The organism is Streptomyces violaceus (genome assembly GCF_036014075.1).
GTDB lineage: Bacteria > Actinomycetota > Actinomycetes > Streptomycetales > Streptomycetaceae > Streptomyces > Streptomyces violaceus.
Map to the genome: position 1 here is coordinate 4137287 of NZ_CP107911.1, position 17643 is coordinate 4154929.

Below are 17643 nucleotides of genomic sequence, written 5' to 3' on the forward strand. Positions count from 1 at the left end.
GTGGGCCGGTTTCCCGACCGGGACGTGAGGTGCAAGCTGGAAGGGAGGCCACCCTCCCGATCCCGGGAGCGGGCTCGGGATACGCGGTCTCGCCACTCCGAGTGAGCTCTTTCGGGCTCGGCAGGAGGGAAGCGAGATGACAGAACAGGCCACCACCGTTACGCGCTGGCACCTGGCCGGCGACTGGTTCGACGTGTGCAAGTGCGCCATCCCCTGCCCCTGCACGTTCGCGCAGCCCCCGACCTACGGTGACTGCGAAGGCGTACTGGTCTGGCACATCCGGCAAGGCAACTTCGGCGACGTGCGGCTCGACGATCTCAACGTCCTGATGCTCGGTTCCTTCGAGGGCAACCCGTGGGCCGGCACGCATACCGATCCGTACGCCGCGGTCTTCCTCGACGAACGCGCCGACGACCAGCAGCGGGCCGCACTCGGGGCCGTCTTCGGCGGTGAGGCGGGCGGATGGCCGGCACAGTTCGGGGAGATGTTCCACCCCGAGATGCGTGGCATGGACATCGCCCCCATCCACGTGGAGATCGACGAGGACCTTGCCACCTGGCGAGCCGAGATCCCAGGCCGTGTCACGGCGACCGCCGAGGCTCTCACCGGCCCGACCACCCCGAACGGCGCACGCGTCCAGGTCCACAACGCCCCAGGCGCCGAAGTGGGGCCTGGCCAGATCGCCACGTGGGGCCGGGCCACCGTCGACCGCGCCGACGCATTCGGCTTCTCCTGGGAACGCTCCGGCAAATCGAGCAAGTACTTCCCATTCGACTGGAGCGGCCCTGACTGAAGAGCCGGGGCTGCCCGGCGGGTGCCTGCGCACTCATCAACCGGGATGCGGGTACGAGTACGTACCCGTAAATCACCGCGCTGACAGGCCCTAGGTGAGCGCCCCGGCCAGTGTTCCCGACAGGGTGAGTGTGAGGAAGACCGCGCCCCAGGCCATCCCCCGGCGTATGCAGCGGTATTTGATCCAGGCGGTGCGGGACAGGGCCTCCGGTGAGGACAGGTCGCGGGCCGGGGTGGGGCGGGGCCTCGCGGCCTGGCCGAGCAGGACGAGGGACGGGGCGCAGGCCGCGCAGCCGGACCAGACCAGGAGCTGGGGGATCACGGCGTACTGGGCGGGTGCGATGACGCCGGCGGCGATCGCGCCGAGCAGGGCGGTCAGGGCCGCGCCCAGGGTCGCCAGTGTCAGTTCGGCCCTGTTGTCGGCCTTCACGAGTTCCTCGCGTGCCTCGGTCAGGAGAGTCCGGGTGAGGTCCGCGGGAGGAGCGGCGCGATCGGCCTCGGTGCGAAACTCGCCTCTGTGTGTGGTCATGGCGTCCCCCTCACTGATCAGCGGGTTTCACGAGTACCCCGAAGTGGGCGTTCCAGTACGCCACTTCAGGTGTTCCAGGTTTCGTCGTAGGGGTCGTGCGGGGTGGGGACCGGTTTGGCGCGGGTGACCTCGAGGTACGGGATCGGGCCGTCGTTGACCGGGTCCTTGGTCCGGCGCGGGGTGTAGCGGCCGGTGATCTCCAGCCAGGTGTCCGGGCTCAGGACCGGGGGGATGTCGCCGGTCAGGGCGATCTTGACCGGCTGGGCGTCCGCCGCGCAGCAGTTGAGGCCCATTCGGGCCAGGTAGGGGGTGCCGGCGCGGTCCAGCGTGACGAAGCCGGTGATCTTCACTTCCCGGTCGCGGAGGGAGCGGCCGTTGTCGTAGACCGCTCGGCCCGCGTAGTCGGCGACGCCCAGGCGGAGGGGGCCGTCGGCCGGGAGGTCCGCGAAGCCGAAGGGCTTCTGGAGGGCCGTGCCGGTGTGGGCCGCGCTGTAAGAGCCCAGGGCCGGCGGGGCGACCAGGATCAGGGCGAGGACGGGGAGCGTGAGGAGCCAGGTGATGCGGGGTTCGTGGTGGTGGTCGTGATCGTGACTGGTTCGGCGGCGGTCGTACCAGAGCGTCGCCGCCGCCGTCGCGATCAGTACCACGCCCGCCAGCAGGACCAGCGGGCGCAGGCCCGCCTTGACGTAGCGGAGATAGAGGTCGGTCATGCCGGCGTGCAGGAGCGTGGCGCCCAGGAGGAAGAGGAGGGCGCTCTGGGCGAGGCGGTTCACAGCAGGACCGTTCCGGTCAGGGCCGATACGACGACGGCCAGGGCGAAGGTCGCGGGGGCGAAGCGCAGTGCGAAGGCGCGGCCGAAGGTGCCCGCCTGCATCGCGAAAAGCTTCAGGTCGATCATGGGTCCGACGACCAGGAACGTCAGACGGGCCGTCAGGGAGAACTGGGTGAGGGACGCCGCCACGAACGCGTCCGCCTCCGAGCAGATGGAGAGGAGAACGGCCAGGACCGCGAGGGCCAGCACCGAGAGGACCGGATGACCGGCCGCCGCGCGCAGCCAGTCCGCCGGCACCACCGCCTTCAGCGTCGCCGCGGCCATCGCGCCGACCACCAGGAAGCCGCCCGCGTGCGTCACGTCGTGGCGCACCGAGCCCCAGAAGGCCGCCCCCTTGCCCTGACCCTCGTACGACGCCCGGGCCGGGGGACGCAGCCAGTCCGTGCGGCCGACGCGGTGCCAGAGCCAGCCCATCGCGCAGGCCACCAGCAGGCTCGCGACGAAACGGGCCAGGACCATCTCCGGGTTGCCGGGGAAGGCCACGGCCGTCGCCGTCAGCACGATCGGGTTGATGGCGGGCGCGGAGAGGAGGAACGCCAGCGCCGCCGCGGGGGTGACGCCTCTGCGCACCAGTGCTCCGGCGACCGGCACCGAGGCGCACTCGCAGCCCGGCAGCACCGCGCCCGCCGCGCTCGCGACCGGGACCGCCAGGACCGGGCGCTTCGGCAGGGCCCGGGCGAAGAACGACGGCGGCACGAACACCGCGATCGCCGCCGACAGCAGCACGCCGAGCACCAGGAACGGCAGCGCCTGGACCATGACCGCCACGAACACGGTCATCCAGCTCTGCATCACGGGTGCGGCCAGGGCCCCACGGATCGGGCCCTGGAACATCACCGCCGTGACCAGCAGAAGGGTCAGCAGGAGGGCGGAGTTGAGGTGTCTGCCCTCGTCCCGGTCTTCCTGGCGTTCCCGACCTTCCTGGCCCCGGTCCGGCTCGATGTCCCCGTGCTCGCCGCTCTCCCTCGGGACGGTCTTCGTGGTGGCCACGGGCCCGGTACCTCCGGTGGTGCGCATGGGCATGCATTGCCTCCCCTTCGGTACGGACGGGCGGGCCCGGGCGTTCAAGCACGTCGGTTCCCCTGTGGAACCAGCCGTCCCGGTGAGGCAGTCTTCTCCCTTGTGGGGAGCGTTCCGAATCAAGGTCAGCCAGGTGAACCGGCCACGCACATGGTCGTGTGCGGTGACGACGGGCTCGCCCATCGGCTGGCCGCCGAACTCCGGGGTGTCTACGGCGAACAGGTCACGCTCGTCGTGCCGCCGTCGGGGCGCCGGGTGCGGCAGCCGGTGGTCGGACGGGCCCGGGCCGCCTCGGCGGCCCTGTTCGACCGGGTCAGCGCGGCCGTCAACCGGACGGGCGCGGGCGGCGCCGAACCGGCCGCCACCGAACAGGTCGTGGAGGCCGCCGAGATCACCGAGGCCGTCCTCACCGAGGTGGGCGCCGACCGGGCGGCGGCTCTGGCGCTCGTCTACGACGACGACGAGACCAACATCCGTGCCGCGCTCACCGCCCGCCGGATCAACCCCAGCCTGAGACTCGTACTGCGGCTCTACAACCGGCGGTTGGGGCAGCACATCGAGGAACTGCTCGACCAGACGGCGGCCGTGGCCTCCGGGGCGGGACCCGGCGCGGGCGTCGACACCTCGACGACCGTGCTGTCCGACGCCGACACGGCCGCGCCCGCGCTGGCCGCCACCGCCCTCGTCGGCACCAGCAAGGTCGTCCAGACGGAGGGGCTCGTCCTGCGGGCCGTGGAGCGGCAGCCGCCGCGGCCGGGCGAGGTGGCCGACCCCGGGCTGTGCACCCTGGCGCTGCTGTCCGCGACGAGCAACGACCCCGCCGGCGCGGACGGTTCCGAGAGCAGCGGGGAGTACGGACCGCAACTGCTGCCGGACGAGATGGCGGTGGCGTCCGCGACCGGGCGCGGGACGGTGGTCCTGGAGCAGGTGTCGTACTCCGGGCCTTCCCTGCCCTCCGGGCGGGGTGGTGTGCCGCCGTTCGCCTCGCTGTTCTCGCGTCGGCTGCGGTGGTCGCTGGCGGGGCTGGTCGGGTGTGTGCTGGCGCTCGCCGTCGCGTTCATGTTCGTGACCGGGGAGCATCCCCTGTACGCCACGTACGTCACGCTCCTCGACCTCTTCGGCATCAACGATCCCGCGTACCACAAGTCGACCGGGCGGCAGGTCCTGCAACTGCTGTCCGGGCTGGTGGGGTTGCTGCTGCTGCCGGTGCTGCTGGCCGCGGTGCTGGAGGCCCTGGGCACGTTCCGCAGCGCGTCCACCCTGCGCAAGCCACCGCGGGGGCTCGGCGGGCACGTGGTGCTGCTCGGGCTCGGCAAGATCGGGACACGGGTGCTGACGCGGTTGCGTGAGCTGCACATTCCCGTGGTGTGCGTCGAGTCCGACCCGGAGGCCAGGGGGATGGCCACGGCACGGCGGCTGCGGGTGCCGGTGGTGCTCGGGGATGTCACGCAGGAAGGGGTGCTGGAGGCAGCCAAGATCCACCGGGCGCACGCCCTGCTGGCGCTGACCAGTGCGGACACCACGAATCTGGAGGCCTCGCTGTACGCGCGGTCCGTGCGGCCCGATCTGCGGGTCGTGCTGCGGCTGTACGACGACGATTTCGCGACCGCCGTGTACCGGACGCTGCGGGCCGCGCATCCGTTCGCCCTCACCCGGAGCCGGAGTGTGTCCCATCTGGCCGCGCCCGCGTTCGCCGGGGCGATGATGGGGCGGCAGATCCTGGGGGCGATTCCGGTGGAGCGGCGGGTGATGCTGTTCGCGGAGGTGGAGGTGGCCGGGCATCCGCAGCTGGAGGGCAGGACGGTGGCGGAGGCGTTCCGGGCGGGGGCCTGGCGGGTGCTGGCGCTTAATACGGCGCCTCCTGGGGGGCGGCGGGACGAGGCCGCGGCGTCGGGTGAGGAGGGTGCGCCGGCCTCGGGGCTGGTGTGGGATCTGCCTTCCACGTATGTGCTGGGGGCTGGGGATCGGGTGGTGCTGGCGGCTACTCGGCGGGGGTTGGCGGAGTTGCTGGGGCGGAGGAGGCGGGAGCGGGCGGGCACGTAGACGCCGAGCGGTGTTCATCGCTGCTCGGCGTTACGAGGTGCTCGGCGTTACGCAGTGCTCGGCGTTGTTGCTGGGGGCGGGGCGTTGCGCAACCCGGCGCAGCGGGGTGCCGCCCGCGCCCACCCGTGCCGCCCCTAGCGGCACGCATGCCCGCGGGCTAGGGGCGAATGTTCCTCAAGTGCCTCTCCGCGAATTCCAGTTCCAGCCGCACCTGCTTGATGCGCTCGTCCACCACGAGTGACCCGTGCCCGGCGTCGTAGCGGTACACCTCGTGTACCGAACCCTGCTTCTCCAGGCGTTTGACGTAGTTCTCGATCTGGCGGATCGGGCACCGGGGGTCGTTGACGCCGGCCGAGATGTAGACCGGGGCCTTGACCTGGTCGACGTAGGTGATGGGGGACGAGGCCTCGAAGCGGTCGGGGACCTCCTCCGGGGTGCCGCCGAGGAGGGTGCGGTCCATCGCCTTCAGCGCTTCCATCTCGTCGTGGTACGCCGTGACGTAGTCGGCGACGGGGACCGCCGCGATGCCCAGCGTCCACGCGTCGGGCTGGACGCCGAGGCCGAGGAGGGTGAGGTAGCCGCCCCAGGAGCCGCCGGTGAGGACGATGCGGTCGGGGTCGGCGAGGCCGGAGGTGACGGCCCATTCCCGGACCGCGGCGATGTCCTCGAGCTCGATGAGGCCCACGCGGTGCTTCAGGGCGTCGGTCCAGGCACGGCCGTAGCCCGTCGAACCGCGGTAGTTGACCCGGACCACCGCGTAGCCGTGGTCGACCCAGGCCGCCGGGCCCGCCGCGAAGGAGTCGTTGTCGTGCCAGGTCGGGCCGCCGTGGATGTCGAAGACCGTGGGGAGCGGGCCGGTGGTGCCCTTCGGCTTCTGGACCAGTGCGTGGATGCGGCCCCCGGGGCCCTCCACCCACACGTCCTCCACCGGCACCGAGCCGGGGGACTTCATGCCGGGCGGATCGAGCACGACACCGCCCGTCGTGGAGCGGAGCGCCGACGGTTCGGCGGCCGAGGACCACAGGTACTCCACGCTGCCGTCGGGCCGGGCCGTGGCGCCGGAGACCGTGCCGGGCGGGGTCGGGATCTCCGCCAGGGCGCGGCTCGCCAGGTCGTAGCGGAACAGCTCGCTGCGGGCCTCGAAGCCGTGCACGATGAGCAGGCCCGTGCCGTCCGGGTACCACTCGGCGCTGACGTCACCGGGAAGCTCCAGCGCCAGGTCCGTCTCCTCGCCCGAGGCCACGTCCCACACCAGGGGCTCCCAGCGGCCGCGTCGCTGGTGGCCGATGAGCAGGCGGGTGTCGCCGTCGACGGGGGCGAAGCCGAGGACCTCCAGGCCGAGCTCGCGCGTACCGCCCTCGGTGTCGTCGAGGTCGGCGACCGGGGTGCCGTCGGGGCGCAGGACGCGCAGGGCGGAGTGCATCGCGTCGCCGTGCTCGGTGTGCTCGACGGCGATGAGCGAGCCGTCGTGGGAGAGGTCGCCGACGCCGGCGGACTCGCGGTGCCGGTAGATCTCCACCGGGTCCTCGCCGGCGCGGACGAGGTGGATCGTCGTACCGTCCTCGTCCGTCGAGCGGCCCACGACCGCCGTGCGCCCGTCGCGGGCGAGGGCGAGGCCCGCAGGGTAGGAGGCCTCGAGGCCCGCGGCGGCCGGTTCGTCCTCACCGCCCGTGAAGGGCTGGCGGCGCCACACGCCGAACTCGTCGCCGTCCTTGTCGTCGAACCACCAGATCCACGCGCCGTCCGGCGACAGCACGCCGTCCGTCGTGCCGTTCGGCCGGTCCGTCACCTGGCGCTGGTCGCCCGTCGACCGGTCCCACGCGTACAGCTCGTACGTCCCTGTCGCGTTCGACACGAACAGGGAGCGGTCCGGCGCGTCCTCCGCCCAGTCGGGCAGGGACACCCGGGGCGCCCGAAAGCGCTTCTCCCAGTCCGGCATCCGCTCCTGCTGTCCCGCCTGTACCGCTTGCTCGTGCTGGTCCCGCTGGTCCCGCGCATCGGACGCGTTGCTCTCAGTCATGGCCCCATACTGCCCGCCTCGACCGACATCGCGCTGCCGAGGTCCCCAGCCTGTGGATAACCTCCACCGATCCCCCTTCCCGGCAGGTCGGAAAGAACTGAAAGCGCGTACCGAGCGGCGCCCACCCCGCGGGCCGGGCTCGTCCGGCCGCCCCGTACCGTAAGGGTGTGTACCGGTTTCTGCTGACGCCCCGATGGTGGGGGATCAACGTCTTCGTGCTGTTGTCCATCCCCTTCTGCATCTTCATGGGGTCCTGGCAGCTGGGCCGGTTCGAGGACCGCGTGCAGGACCACCGCACCGCGACCGAGCAGGTCTCCGAGGCCCGGCACGAGGCGCCCCGGCCGCTCGCCGAGATGCTGCCGGTGACCAAGGCGACGTCCGGCAAGCAGGTCACCGTGACCGGCCGCTACGGCAAGCAGCTGCTGGTGCCGGACCGTGAGCTCGACGACAAGCGGGGCTACTACGTCCTGACACTGCTGCGCACCGACTCGGGCGAGGCGCTGCCGATCGTCCGCGGCTGGCTGCCCGGCTCACCGGACGCGGCCGAGGCCCCCGCGCCGCCCACAGGTGAGGTCACCGTCACGGGGGCTCTCCAGGCGTCCGAGAGCCCGGGTGCCAACGGCGTCAGCGCGGAAGGCGGCCTGCCGTCCGGGCAGACCGCGGCGATCAGCGCGGCGTCCCTGGTGAACCTGGTGCCGTACGACGTGTACGACGCGTGGGTCACGCTCGCCAAGGGCGACTCGGGCATGAAGGCGGTGCCCGCGAGCGCCCCGCCGGACTCGGGGCTGGACCTGAAGGCGTTCCAGAACCTCGGCTACACCGCCGAGTGGTTCGCCTTCGTCGGGTTCGTGATCTTCATGTGGTTCCGGTTGCTGCGGCGCGAGGTGGAGTTCGCCCGGGACGCGGAGCTGGGCCTGGTCCAGGAGGAAGAGGAGCGCGTGGTGGCCTGACGGCGGCCGGCCCTGCCCGGCAAGGCCCGACCCCCTGCCCGACCCTGCCCGGCAAGGCCGGCCGGTGTCCTAGGCGCCCGCCAGCACGCCCGTCCAGTACACGGTCCCCGCGCACGCGTTGGACACCGTGACCGAGCTCGCGCCCGAGCCGGTACCCGGCGTGTACGTCACCGCCACGCTGCCGTCGGTCGTGCCGTCCTCCGTGGCGAGCTGCGGGGCCGTGCCCGTTTCGCCGCCGGTGGAGGTGCCGCCCGTGTCCGTCGCGTCGCCCGACGGGGTGGGGTCGGGGCCGGGGCTGGGGTCGCCGGGGCCGCCGACGCTGCCACCGGGGGTGGGGCAGGTCTCCGTGGGAACCCAGGCGAACTTCACGTCGTAGGCGGCTCCGGGCGCGAGCATCAGCTGGGCGGCCTCCAGGGACGGGTCGGGCAGGCCGGCCGCCGGATCCCCGGCCGCGTGCCGGGCGGTGCTGACCTTGCTGATGTCGGCCGTGCCCTGGGGCAGCGCGCTCACCGAGCCGGGGCCGGTGACCGTGCAGCTCGCCGCGGAGACGTTGGTGACGCGGAAGGAGCCGTAGACCGCGCCCGTGGAGTCGGGGGCGGCGCTGCTTCCGGTGGCGGGGCCGAGCTGGGCCGCGGTGCACGCCGCGATGCCGGCGGCGGTGCTGGAGGAGGGGTCGGCGCCCTGCGTCGCGCCGGTGGCGGCGCCGGTGCCCTTGTCCTTGTCCTTCTCCTTCTTCTCGCCCTTGTCCTTGCCCTCGGTCTTGCCGGAGGTGCCGCCCGCGGTGCTCTCGCCGCCGTCCGGTCCCTTGCCCTGGCTCGCGCCGCCCTGGGTCTCGGAGGCGTGGCCGATGGCGGACGGGTTGGCGTCGGAGCCGGTGGAGTTGGAGACGTGGACGAGGGCGGGGACGGCCGTGCCGATGAAGAGGCAGGCGGCGGCCATACCGACGACGGCCTGCCGCTTGCGGGTCCGCCGCTGGGGCACCGCCTTGCGGAGATAGTCCAGCGTGCCGTCGCGCGGTTCCACCTCCTGCACCACCTGGTGCAGCATCGTGCGCAGGTCCAGCTCGTCCGAGTCGAACCCTTCGGGGCTCTGGTCGTCGGGGCCGTGGTTCACAGTTACGTTCCCAGCGTGCGATTGCTTCGGATCTTGCCCGTGCGGCCTGGTCGGCTCGTGCCGGTCGGGCCCGTCACGCCCCGCGCCGTCCGAGGCGCTCATGCCGGCGCCTCCATGGCCAGCCGGAGTGCCGCGATGCCGCGCGAGCCGTACGCCTTGACCGAGCCCAGGGATATGCCGAGGGTCTCGGCGACCTGCGCCTCGGTCATGTCCGCGAAGTAGCGCAGCACCAGCACCTCGCGCTGGCGGCGCTGCAGACCCTTCATCGCCTTGATGAGGGAGTCGCGCTCCAGCTGGTCGTAGGCGCCTTCCTCGGCACTGGCCATGTCGGGCATGGGCTTCGACAGCAGCTTCAGGCCGAGTATGCGGCGGCGCAGCGCGGAACGCGAGAGGTTGACGACCGTCTGCCGCAGGTAGGCCAGGGTCTTCTCGGGTTCGCGGACCCGCTTGCGGGCCGAGTGGACCCGGATGAAGGCCTCCTGGACGACGTCCTCGCAGGAGGCGGTGTCGTCGAGGAGGAGGGCGGCGAGACCCAGCAGCGAGCGGTAGTGCGCGCGGTAGGTCTCGGTGAGATGGTCGACGGTGGTGCCGGCGACCGCATCGTCCTCGGCACCGTCGCGCTGGTTCGGTATGCGGGCCGGCCGCGCTGCGGGCACGGGCGCGATCACCGGCATGCCACCGGGCGTACCGGCCATGCGGGGTCGGAAAGCCGCCGGACGGGGCGGTCGAAGGACCGCGCCGCGTGCCGCGCTGAAGTCGAGTACCTCTGCCACGCCTGTTGGACACGCTGACCCCTGTGAGGGTTGTACGTGCCGGGCGTCGCTTTCACGCCGACCGTCGCCGTCGACGGTCTACCCGCGTCAGGCTGCACAACAGATGGTGCGTCAAATGCCCTCATGCGTCCCGCTCTTCCCCTATGTCCAATTGTGAACGGACGTCCCCACGCCCGACTCCAGGCGTCCCCACGCCTGATGAAGCGCTTACACGGCCGAAGGGCGACCGCAAAGACGCTCCCCGCCCTCCGCACGGTTGCGGGGGACGGGGAGATAAATCCTCTGATGCCGAAGCGCCACGGACAAGTGGTCCGGACCATCGATCAGCTCACATGTCGCACACAGATCCTACAAACCACCCACCTCGACGGTCGGAGGTTTTCGCTGCCGCGAGAGTCAGGACAGCTCGGCGGCCACCACCTCGGCGATCTGCGCGGTGTTGAGCGCGGAGCCCTTGCGCAGGTTGTCCCCGCACACGAAGAGTTCGAGCGCCGTGGGGTCGTCCAGCGCCCGCCGCACCCGTCCGACCCAGGTCGGGTCGGTGCCGACGACGTCGGCGGGGGTCGGGAACTCCCCGGCGGCCGGGTTGTCGAACAGCACGACACCGGGCGCCGTGGCGAGGATCTCGCGGGCCTTGTCGACGGTGACCTCGCCCTCGAAGCGGGCGTGCACGGTCAGCGAGTGCGTGGTGATCACCGGCACCCGGACACAGGTGACGGCCACGGGCAGATCGGGCAGGCCGAGGATCTTGCGGGACTCGTCCCGCACCTTCAGCTCCTCGGAGGACCAGCCGTCGTCACGCGCCGAACCGGCCCACGGCACCACGTTCAGCGCGACCGGCTCCGGGAACGGCCCGGTGTTGTCCCCCACGGCCCGCCGTACGTCACCGGGGCTGATGCCCAGCTCCGTGCCCGCGACCAGGGACAGCTGCTGGCGCAGCGTGGCCACGCCGGCGCGCCCGGCGCCGCTGACCGCCTGGTACGAGGAGGCGACGAGCTCGCGCAGCCCGAACTCGGCGTGCAGCGCGCCCAGGGCCACGATCATGGAGAGCGTCGTGCAGCTGGGGTTGGCGATGATCCCGCGGGGCCGCATCCGCACGGCATGCGGGTTGACCTCGGGCACGACGAGCGGCACGTCCGGGTCCATCCGGAACGTGCCGGAGTTGTCGACCACCACCGCGCCCTTGGCGACCGCCAGGGGCGCCCACCGCTCGGCGACCTCGTCGGGAACGTCGAACATCGCGACGTCGACCCCGTCGAAGGCCTCCTCGGTGAGCACCATGATCTCGGTCTCCTCGCCGCGCACGGCCAGCTTGCGGCCGGCCGAGCGGGGGGAGGCGATCAGCCGGATCTCGCCCCAGATGTCGGCCCGCTGGGACAGGATCTGGCGCATGACCGTGCCGACGGCTCCGGTCGCGCCCACCACGGCAAGCGTCGGACGCCCGGACCTGCCGGTCCGGGCGTCCTGTCGGAGGTGGGCCATCAGCGGCCGGTGCCCCCGTAGACGACTGCCTCGTCGCTGTCGGAGTCGAGTCCGAACGCGGAGTGCACGGCGCGGACGGCCTCGGGCACGTCGTCGGCGCGCGTGACGACCGAGATGCGGATCTCGGAGGTCGAGATCAGCTCGATGTTCACACCCGCGTCGGACAGCGCCTTGAAGAAGTCGGCCGTGACACCCGGGTTCGTCTTCATGCCGGCGCCGACCAGGGAGATCTTGCCGATCTGGTCGTCGTAGCGCAGCGAGTCGAAGCCGATGCCGGCCCTGTTCTTCTCCAGCGCGTCGATGGCCTTGCGGCCGTCGGTCTTCGGCAGCGTGAAGGAGATGTCCGTCAGGCCCGTGGAGGCCGCGGACACGTTCTGCACGACCATGTCGATGTTGAGCTCGGCGTCGGCGATCGTGCGGAAGATCGCAGCCGCCTCGCCCGGCTTGTCCGGCACACCGACGACCGTGACCTTGGCCTCGGAGGTGTCGTGCGCGACACCGGAGATGAGAGCCTGCTCCACCTGCTTTTCCCCTTGCTGCTGCGTCTTCTGAACGACTGGCTCGCTGCTGACCCACGTGCCCTGAAGCCCGCTGAAGCTGGACCGGACGTGGATCGGGATGTTGTACCGGCGGGCGTACTCCACGCAGCGGTGGAGCAGCACCTTCGACCCGGACGCCGCGAGTTCGAGCATGTCCTCGAAGGAGATCCAGTCGATCTTCCGGGCCTTCGTCACCACGCGCGGGTCGGCGGTGAACACGCCGTCGACGTCCGTGTAGATCTCGCAGACGTCGGCGTCGAGGGCGGCGGCGAGAGCCACCGCCGTGGTGTCGGAGCCGCCGCGGCCGAGGGTGGTGATGTCCTTGGTGTCCTGGCTGACGCCCTGGAAACCGGCCACGATCGCGATGTTGCCCTCGTCCACCGAGGTCTTGATCCGGCCCGGCGTGACATCGATGATGCGCGCTTTGTTGTGGACCGAGTCGGTGATGACACCTGCCTGGCTGCCGGTGAACGACTGGGCCTCGTGGCCCAGCTTTTTGATCGCCATGGCCAGCAACGCCATGGAGATCCGCTCTCCGGCGGTCAGCAGCATGTCGAGCTCGCGCCCGGCAGGCATCGGGGATACCTGCTCCGCGAGATCGATCAGCTCGTCCGTCGTGTCGCCCATCGCGGAAACCACGGCAACCACCTGGTTGCCGTTCTGCTTCGCTTCCACGATTCGCTTGGCGACGCGCTTGATGCCCTCGGCATCGGCTACGGAGGAGCCTCCGTACTTCTGCACGACAAGGCCCACGTGCGCTCCTCGCTCAATCCGTCTCTATCCGCTCATACGCATTCGTACCGCGGTCGGCTCAGTCTAACGAGCGTCCGAAAATCCCCTCCGCGATATCGCATGGTGAGACTTCCGGGGTACTCGTTCAGACCTGCTCATGCCCATCTGGGCACAGGCCACGCGAGAAAGTGCCCGGCGTCACAATCGCCGCCCGGCCGACCTCGGTAAGCCAACTTTCAAGCACTAGGGTTCGCCTGTGCGCGTACTCCTGGTGGAAGACGATGAACCGGTCGCCGAATCCCTGCGACGTGGCCTGAAGCGCTACGGCTTCGAGGTCGAGTGGGTGACCACCGGCGAGGCCGCGCTGAAGCACGAGGGCCCCTACGACGTCGTCCTGCTGGATCTCGGCCTGCCCGACACCGACGGCCTGGACGTCTGCAAGGCGCTGCGCCTGCGCGGCGACGTGCCGATCATCGTGATCAGCGCCCGCAGCGACGAGACGGACCGGGTGGTGGGCCTGGAGCTCGGCGCGGACGACTACGTCTCCAAGCCCTTCGGCGTCCGGGAGGTCATCGCCCGGATAAGGGCGGTCATGCGCCGCACGCAGGCCCGTACCCCCGCGGCGGGCGCCCCCGCGACCGGCCCCGACCGCTACGGCACGCGCCTGACGATCGACCGCAAGGCGGCCCGGGTGCGCCTCGACGGCGAAGAGGTGGCCCTCGCGCCCAAGGAGTACGACCTGCTGGCCTTCCTCACCGAGGAGCCCGGGGCGCTGATGTCGCGCGAGCAGATCATGGAAGCGGTCTGGGACGCGAACTGGTTCGGGCCGACCAAGACGCTGGACGTGCACGTGGCGGCGCTGCGGCGGAAGCTCGCGGGGGCGATCACGATCGAGGCGGTGCGCGGGGTGGGCTTCCGGCTGGAGATCGCCAAGGACGAGACCGTCAAGGGCGAGGACAGCGGCGCCTCATGATCCGCCAGCTCGTCCGCAGTTACGTCCTGCTCGTCGCGGTGGCCATCGCGCTGTTCACGGTGCCGGTGGCGTTCACCCTCACGGACCAGCTGCGGGACGACACCGAGGCGTCCGTGCTGCGCGAGGCCGACACCATGGCCCTGCTGCTGGCCAACGGCGACCGCACCTCGTGCGAGGCCCTGCAGAAGATGGCCACCGCGTACGCCGAGAAGACACCCGGCGACGTCCAGGTCACCGGCGCCGCGGGCTGCACGCCGGGCCTGCTCGCCCCTGGCCGGGACACGGACCTGAGGAAGGTCCTCGACGGGGACGGCCCCACGACCGACTGGGGCTCCTCCTTCATCTGGGGCCCCGAGCTGGTCATCACGGTCCCCGCCCACGAGGCCGGCACGGACCGGATCGTCGGTGCCGTGCGCGTCATGTACTCCACCGGTGAGATGACCGACCGGCTGTGGCAGATCTGGGGCTTCCGGGCGGTCCTCGCCGTGCTCGTCCTGGGGGTGGCGGCCCTGCTCGGTGTCGGGGTAGCCCGGCGCCTCACCCGCCCGTTGCGCCAGCTCAACGACATGGCCAGCAAGTTCAGCGACGGCGACCTGACCGCCCGCTCCCCCGTCACGGGCCCGCCGGAGACGCAGACGCTGGCGCGCACCCTCAACCAGGGCGCGGAACGCCTGGACACGCTGATCGCTGCCCAGCGGATCTTCGTCGCGGACGCGTCGCACCAGCTACGCACCCCGCTCACCGCGTTGCGGCTGTCCCTGGACAACATCGCGGACGGCGTGGACGACGAGTTCGTGCATGAGGACGTGGAGCAGGCGACGGCGGAGGTCGTCCGCATGAGCCGCCTGGTCAACGGCCTGCTGGTGCTGGCCCGGGCCGAGGCCAAGGTGGCGGCGGCCGAGCCGCTCCCGCTGATGGACCTCGTGCGGGAACGGCTCGCCGTGTGGAGGCCGGCCGCCGACGAGCGCGGAGTCACCATCGCGCTCAGGGGGAGTATCGACGGCCGGCCGTCTGTGCTGGCCAGCCCCGGTCATCTGGACCAGATGCTGGACAACGTGCTCTCCAACGCCCTGGAGGTGTCACCGGACGGCGGGACGATCACCGTGCGGGTGGACCCCCGGGGCGATGTGGTGGGGGTGTCGGTCCTGGACGAGGGGCCCGGCATGTCGGACGCCGAGAAGTCCCGCGCCTTCGACCGTTTCTGGCGGGGCCAGGGCCTGACCGGGAAGTCCGGCTCCGGCCTCGGTCTCGCCGTGGTCCGGCAACTGGCGACGGACGACGGCGGGACGGTGACGCTGACGGACGCTCCGGGCGGTGGCCTGTGCGTGACGATCACGCTGCGGGCGGCGACCCACCGGGGCGGCGTCTGAGGTGGCGGCCGAGGCGGCTCACCCCTCCGGCATCTTCGAGGAGTGGTGGTTCACGATCAGCCACGTGCCGTTCGGCTGCTTCTCGTAGGCGTACGTGTAGCGGGCCTTGACGTTGCTCTTCTCGCCCGACCCGGGGTCGGTGAGCGTGAACTCGTACACCCCGGTGTCGATCACGGTGTCCCGGTCGAGCACGCTGACGACGGATTCGGTCTTCTTCCCGGACGGCTTGTTCCGCAGGAAGTGCTCGAAGTAGTCGACGATCTCAGCTCTGTCGGTGCGGACGTCGTTCGAGACGGTCGGCAGCAGGACCGCGTCCTTCGCGTACAGGTCGGCGACCTTCCGCGGGTCGCCGGTCCGCAGCGCGGCGTTCCAGTTGTCGAACAGCCCGAGCACCTGGGCCTTGGTGACCGTCCTGGCGGACTTCTCGCCCTTGCTCCCGGAGTCGGCTCCGGCGACCCCGGCACCGGCGGCGAAGGTGCCGGCGGCGACGACGGCCACGGCGGTGGCGACGGCGACGCGCTTGCGTATGGAGGTGGCTGCGGGGCGGCGGGTCATCTTCATCTCCGGTGAGGTCGAGGGGAGTTGGTGAAGTGACTCCAGACTCGCGTCTCACCGGTTAGGGGCCGTGCAGCCCGCGTACAGGGGTCGTACAAGGAGCTACCAAAACACGCGGTGTGACCGTGGGGCCGGGCGCTACCGTCTGGGCATGGAGATATTGCGCTACGTGGCGTTCAGCACGGATCCCCAGGGCGGAAACCCGGCAGGTGTGGTGCTGGACGCCACCGGGGCCGACGACGCGGCCATGCTGGCGGCGGCGGCCGAAGTCGGTTACTCCGAGACGGCGTTCGTGGTGCCGTCCGGCGACGGCGCCCTGGACGTGCGGTACTTCAGCCCGCTCGCCGAGGTGCCGTTCTGCGGCCACGCGACGATCGCCACGGCCGTGGCCCACGCTGAGCGGCACGGCACCGGGCGTCTGCTGCTGCGCACCGCGGCGGGCCCGGTCACCGTCACCACCGACCGGTCGGCGGACGGCACCCTCGTGGCGACCCTGGTCAGCGTCGCCCCTCGTACGGCACCGATCGAGGCGGGCGACCTGGCCGAGCTGCTGGCGATCCTGGGCTGGTCCGAGGCGGACCTGGACCCGGCGCTGCCTCCCCGGGCGGCGTTCGCCGGAGCCTGGCACCCGGTCCTCGCCGCCGCGAGCCGGGACCGGCTGGCCCGCCTGGAGTACGACATGACGGCACTCGGCACGCTCATGGCCCGCACGGGCTGGACCACGATCGACCTGGTCCAGCGGGAGTCACCCACCGTCTTCCACGCCCGCAACCCGTTCCCGCCGGGCGGTGTGGTGGAGGACCCGGCCACGGGAGCGGCGGCGGCCGCGTTCGGCGGCTACCTGCGGGAACTCGGCCTCGTACCGACCCCGGCCACCCTGACGGTCCACCAGGGCGTGGACATGGGTCGGCCGAGCACGATCACGGTGACGGTACCGGCGGAGACGGACACCGGGATCGCCGTGACCGGCCCGGCCGTACGGCTCTGAGGAAGGGCTCGAAGCTCAAGCCTCGGGCTGGACCGCGGAGACGAACGCCGCCCAGGCGGGGGCGGTGACGTGGAGCTCGGGGCCCGCAGGGATCTTGGAATCGCGGACGAGGACGGCGGCGGAGAGGGCGACTTCGACACAGGCGCCGCCCTCGTCGTCGCTGTAGCTGGACTTGAACCACTTCAGCTGGTCGCTCATGACTGATTCACCATCCGCTCGATGAAACGCGCCGACTCGTCCGGACTGAGAGCCTGCGTGCGGATCATGCTAAGTCGCTCGGTCACGCGGCTGACAGCCCCCGGATCAGCCGAAAGTTCACTGGCCAGGGGGCTTTCCGTGAAGGCGAATCGCTCATGGTCACGAGTCTCCAGCAGAACCATGGGCCCCATGAGCGCGGCGGGAATGGCCCGTTCGAAGGGAAGCACCTGCACCACGACGTTCCGCAGTCGGGAAGCTTCCAGAAGGTGACGCAGTTGATGAGCGTCCGCCTGAGGGCTGCGCAGTACGGCCTCGTAGAGAACGAAGCTCGCGATTCACCGCCCTGAGTGGGTTCCGGCGGCAGGTCATCAACTCCACGTCACCGGAGTGCACTTCGACGCGGTCCGGGTCGAGGGCGTGCGAGGGGAGCTGGTCGCCGAGTGGCTGATCGAGGCGGCGGACGGGGACGCGGGGCCGATCGTGTGCGAGGCGAGCGGGCCGCGGTGGGTGTACTTCCTGCTGGCCCCCGGGGCGGTACGGAGACGGGAATGGCCGCTCGGGGTGCAGCAGTTGGGCGGCCGGGACCCCCGTACGGTCACGGTCACGTACATCGGGATCCCGGCGCTGGAGGGGAACACCTGGCCGCTCAGGTGGTACAGCGAGCCGACGCCGACCGCCCCGTACGTCGACGCGGAGGCCTTGGCCGCCGCCGTCGGCCGGTGAGAGCTCCCGGG

Annotated in this window: 18 protein-coding genes; 7 read left to right on the forward strand and 11 right to left on the reverse strand. The window is 71.4% G+C overall.

What is annotated here, in order from left to right; genetic code table 11:
- Positions 1 to 136: 136 nt before the first annotated feature.
- A complete protein-coding gene (locus OG542_RS18515; RefSeq protein WP_328412251.1) occupies positions 137 to 793 on the forward strand; it encodes a DUF1326 domain-containing protein in 657 nt (218 codons plus the stop codon).
- 90 nt (positions 794 to 883) lie between these two features.
- Here OG542_RS18515 and OG542_RS18520 read toward each other — a convergent pair whose 3' ends face one another.
- The 3 genes from OG542_RS18520 to OG542_RS18530 form a co-directional block, all read right to left on the reverse strand.
- Positions 884 to 1321 carry a hypothetical protein gene (locus tag OG542_RS18520; protein WP_328412253.1) on the reverse strand — a complete coding sequence of 146 codons (438 nt, stop codon included), beginning with the start codon at positions 1319 to 1321 and terminating at the stop codon, positions 884 to 886.
- Positions 1322 to 1386: 65 nt separating this feature from the next.
- Positions 1387 to 2094: a TIGR03943 family putative permease subunit gene (locus tag OG542_RS18525; RefSeq protein WP_328412255.1), complete on the reverse strand. Its 708-nt coding sequence runs from the start codon at positions 2092 to 2094 to the stop codon at positions 1387 to 1389.
- A complete protein-coding gene (locus tag OG542_RS18530) occupies positions 2091 to 3176 on the reverse strand; it encodes a permease (RefSeq protein ID WP_328412257.1) in 1086 nt (361 codons plus the stop codon). Before OG542_RS18530 ends, OG542_RS18525 begins: the two co-directional genes overlap by 4 nt.
- A 147-nt stretch (positions 3177 to 3323) precedes the next feature.
- Between OG542_RS18530 and OG542_RS18535 the strand changes: the two genes are divergently transcribed.
- Positions 3324 to 5216 (forward strand): potassium channel family protein, encoded by a 1893-nt coding sequence (locus OG542_RS18535; RefSeq protein ID WP_328412259.1) that lies wholly within the window; start codon positions 3324 to 3326, stop codon positions 5214 to 5216.
- 157 nt (positions 5217 to 5373) lie between these two features.
- Here the strand turns inward: OG542_RS18535 and OG542_RS18540 are convergent, their stop codons facing one another.
- Positions 5374 to 7236 carry a S9 family peptidase gene (locus OG542_RS18540; RefSeq protein WP_328412261.1) on the reverse strand — a complete coding sequence of 621 codons (1863 nt, stop codon included), beginning with the start codon at positions 7234 to 7236 and terminating at the stop codon, positions 5374 to 5376.
- Positions 7237 to 7403: 167 nt separating this feature from the next.
- Here OG542_RS18540 and OG542_RS18545 point away from each other — a divergent pair, with 167 nt between their 5' ends.
- Positions 7404 to 8186 (forward strand): SURF1 family protein, encoded by a 783-nt coding sequence (locus OG542_RS18545; RefSeq protein ID WP_328412262.1) that lies wholly within the window; start codon positions 7404 to 7406, stop codon positions 8184 to 8186.
- A 69-nt stretch (positions 8187 to 8255) separates the two neighbouring features.
- Here OG542_RS18545 and OG542_RS18550 read toward each other — a convergent pair whose 3' ends face one another.
- The 4 genes from OG542_RS18550 to OG542_RS18565 form a co-directional block, all read right to left on the reverse strand.
- Complete coding sequence (locus tag OG542_RS18550) at positions 8256 to 9299, reverse strand: hypothetical protein (RefSeq protein ID WP_328412264.1); 1044 nt, start codon at positions 9297 to 9299, stop codon at positions 8256 to 8258.
- Between the two features lie 98 nt (positions 9300 to 9397).
- Positions 9398 to 9973 carry a SigE family RNA polymerase sigma factor gene (locus tag OG542_RS18555; RefSeq protein WP_328417977.1) on the reverse strand — a complete coding sequence of 192 codons (576 nt, stop codon included), beginning with the start codon at positions 9971 to 9973 and terminating at the stop codon, positions 9398 to 9400.
- A gap of 495 nt (positions 9974 to 10468) precedes the next feature.
- Positions 10469 to 11554, reverse strand: a complete 1086-nt coding sequence (locus OG542_RS18560; RefSeq protein WP_328412266.1) for an aspartate-semialdehyde dehydrogenase — start codon at positions 11552 to 11554, stop codon at positions 10469 to 10471.
- Positions 11554 to 12846 carry an aspartate kinase gene (locus tag OG542_RS18565; protein WP_311126942.1) on the reverse strand — a complete coding sequence of 431 codons (1293 nt, stop codon included), beginning with the start codon at positions 12844 to 12846 and terminating at the stop codon, positions 11554 to 11556. The genes OG542_RS18560 and OG542_RS18565 overlap by 1 nt, the downstream gene beginning before the upstream one ends.
- Positions 12847 to 13081: 235 nt before the next feature.
- Between OG542_RS18565 and OG542_RS18570 the strand changes: the two genes are divergently transcribed.
- A complete protein-coding gene (locus OG542_RS18570) occupies positions 13082 to 13798 on the forward strand; it encodes a response regulator transcription factor (RefSeq protein ID WP_328412269.1) in 717 nt (238 codons plus the stop codon).
- The gene (locus OG542_RS18575) at positions 13795 to 15168 is read left to right on the forward strand and encodes a sensor histidine kinase (RefSeq protein ID WP_328412271.1); all 1374 of its coding nucleotides are present in this window, start codon (positions 13795 to 13797) and stop codon (positions 15166 to 15168) included. The genes OG542_RS18570 and OG542_RS18575 overlap by 4 nt, the downstream gene beginning before the upstream one ends.
- Positions 15169 to 15186: 18 nt before the next feature.
- On the opposite strand, the gene OG542_RS18580 is transcribed toward OG542_RS18575, so the two are convergent.
- A complete protein-coding gene (locus OG542_RS18580) occupies positions 15187 to 15723 on the reverse strand; it encodes an SgcJ/EcaC family oxidoreductase (RefSeq protein ID WP_328412273.1) in 537 nt (178 codons plus the stop codon).
- Positions 15724 to 15874: 151 nt separating this feature from the next.
- Here OG542_RS18580 and OG542_RS18585 point away from each other — a divergent pair, with 151 nt between their 5' ends.
- Positions 15875 to 16711 carry a PhzF family phenazine biosynthesis protein gene (locus OG542_RS18585; protein WP_328412275.1) on the forward strand — a complete coding sequence of 279 codons (837 nt, stop codon included), beginning with the start codon at positions 15875 to 15877 and terminating at the stop codon, positions 16709 to 16711.
- Between the two features lie 15 nt (positions 16712 to 16726).
- Here OG542_RS18585 and OG542_RS18590 read toward each other — a convergent pair whose 3' ends face one another.
- Both OG542_RS18590 and OG542_RS18595 read right to left on the reverse strand, forming a co-directional pair.
- Entirely contained in the window at positions 16727 to 16909 is a 183-nt protein-coding gene (locus OG542_RS18590) for a DUF397 domain-containing protein (protein WP_328412278.1), read from the reverse strand.
- Positions 16906 to 17244 (reverse strand): Scr1 family TA system antitoxin-like transcriptional regulator, encoded by a 339-nt coding sequence (locus tag OG542_RS18595; protein ID WP_328417979.1) that lies wholly within the window; start codon positions 17242 to 17244, stop codon positions 16906 to 16908. The genes OG542_RS18590 and OG542_RS18595 overlap by 4 nt, the downstream gene beginning before the upstream one ends.
- A 52-nt stretch (positions 17245 to 17296) precedes the next feature.
- Between OG542_RS18595 and OG542_RS18600 the strand changes: the two genes are divergently transcribed.
- The gene (locus tag OG542_RS18600) at positions 17297 to 17632 is read left to right on the forward strand and encodes a hypothetical protein (RefSeq protein WP_328412280.1); all 336 of its coding nucleotides are present in this window, start codon (positions 17297 to 17299) and stop codon (positions 17630 to 17632) included.
- Positions 17633 to 17643 lie beyond the last annotated feature (11 nt).